1 protein-coding gene is annotated in these 1,250 nt (G+C 60.0%); it reads left to right on the top strand.

The window, feature by feature from the left end:
- On the top strand, positions 1 to 1,250 hold a 1,250-nt coding region (locus BMW66_RS20460), incomplete at both ends, for a hypothetical protein (protein WP_175483346.1).

Raw genomic sequence — 1,250 nt, 5'->3', positions numbered from 1 at the left:
ATCGCGGCCAATACGATCAATGCCAACAAGGTCTCGATCGGTTTGCGCGGCGTGTCGGCGGAGGGTTTCGATTTCCAGACCAGCGGGAACACGCTCTCATGGTCTTCAGGCAACATCCGCTACCTCGACAACACTGGCACCTATCAGGTGAGCGCAGTGGGAGCCGGAAGCGCGAGTTATACCGGAGCACGTCTCTACCTGACATGGAGTCAGGGCGCCAGCAGTCTGGTGGTGCGCACCTCTGCGGTAAATGCCCATGATGGAAATCGTGTCGTGCTTGCAATCTACAATGGCGGGTCCGATCTGACCACGCAGGTTGGCCGCACGATCATCGACGGCGATCACATCAAGACCGGCACCGTTGATGCGATCCACCTCAAGGCCGCGGCGGTGACTGTCGATAAGCTGGCGTCGGGGCAAGGGCGGAACCTCCTTTCCAACGCTGACTTTTCTCAGGGTGACGACGGTTGGACGGTCGAGGGCGGAAACGGCGCGGTTCACAGCGAACTGGAGTTCGCCAGGCTCAGAGACGCCGGAACACAGTTTGCCGGGGCCACTTATCCCACATATCAGATCAAACAGAATGGGACGGCCACAGATGGCTGGACAACAATCGGGGTGCGGAGACCTGTGGATAGCAGCCCGCTCTACGTCCCTGTTAATCCGGGGGATTGGTATGGTGTTTCGGCGTATGTCTGGTCTCTGAGATGTGAGTTTCTTATCCAGGTAACGTGGCGCGATGACAGCGCCGCGATCCTCGCCAACACCTGGATAACCTCCAAGACCACGGCCACGAGCGGGGACACCTACAATCCCAATACGTGGGATCGGCTTTGGGGGAAGGCCCAAGCCCCTGCCGGTGCAACCTTTGCGCATATTCGGTTCGTAAAATACGGAACGCTCTCTGGCTCGGACAGCCATCTGTTCATTCACAAGCCGATGCTTTCGGAAACGCACGCGGAGGCCACAGGGCCCGCCCCCTGGGACACCGGCGCCATGACGATGATCGACGGGCCTAACATCCGAACGGGCTCCATTATCACTGCGACCTTGGAGTCCACGGACTATGTGCAGGGCAGCGCTGGCTTCAGGCTCGCCAGCGATGGCTCTCTGGAAATCCAGAACCTGATCGAGCGGGACGCGCTTATCTCCGGCTCTGTCTCCGACGGGCTCACGGCGACCCAATCGACTGCGGTGGAAAAGGACCACAACGAGATCGTTCTGGCGGCGACCTCCATCGGGCCGGTCGC

Origin of the sequence: Salinihabitans flavidus (assembly GCF_900110425.1) — a bacterium.
GTDB lineage: Bacteria > Pseudomonadota > Alphaproteobacteria > Rhodobacterales > Rhodobacteraceae > Salinihabitans > Salinihabitans flavidus.
Note: the sequence above shows the minus strand (reverse complement) of the source record. Positions and strands in the feature narration are given on the sequence as shown.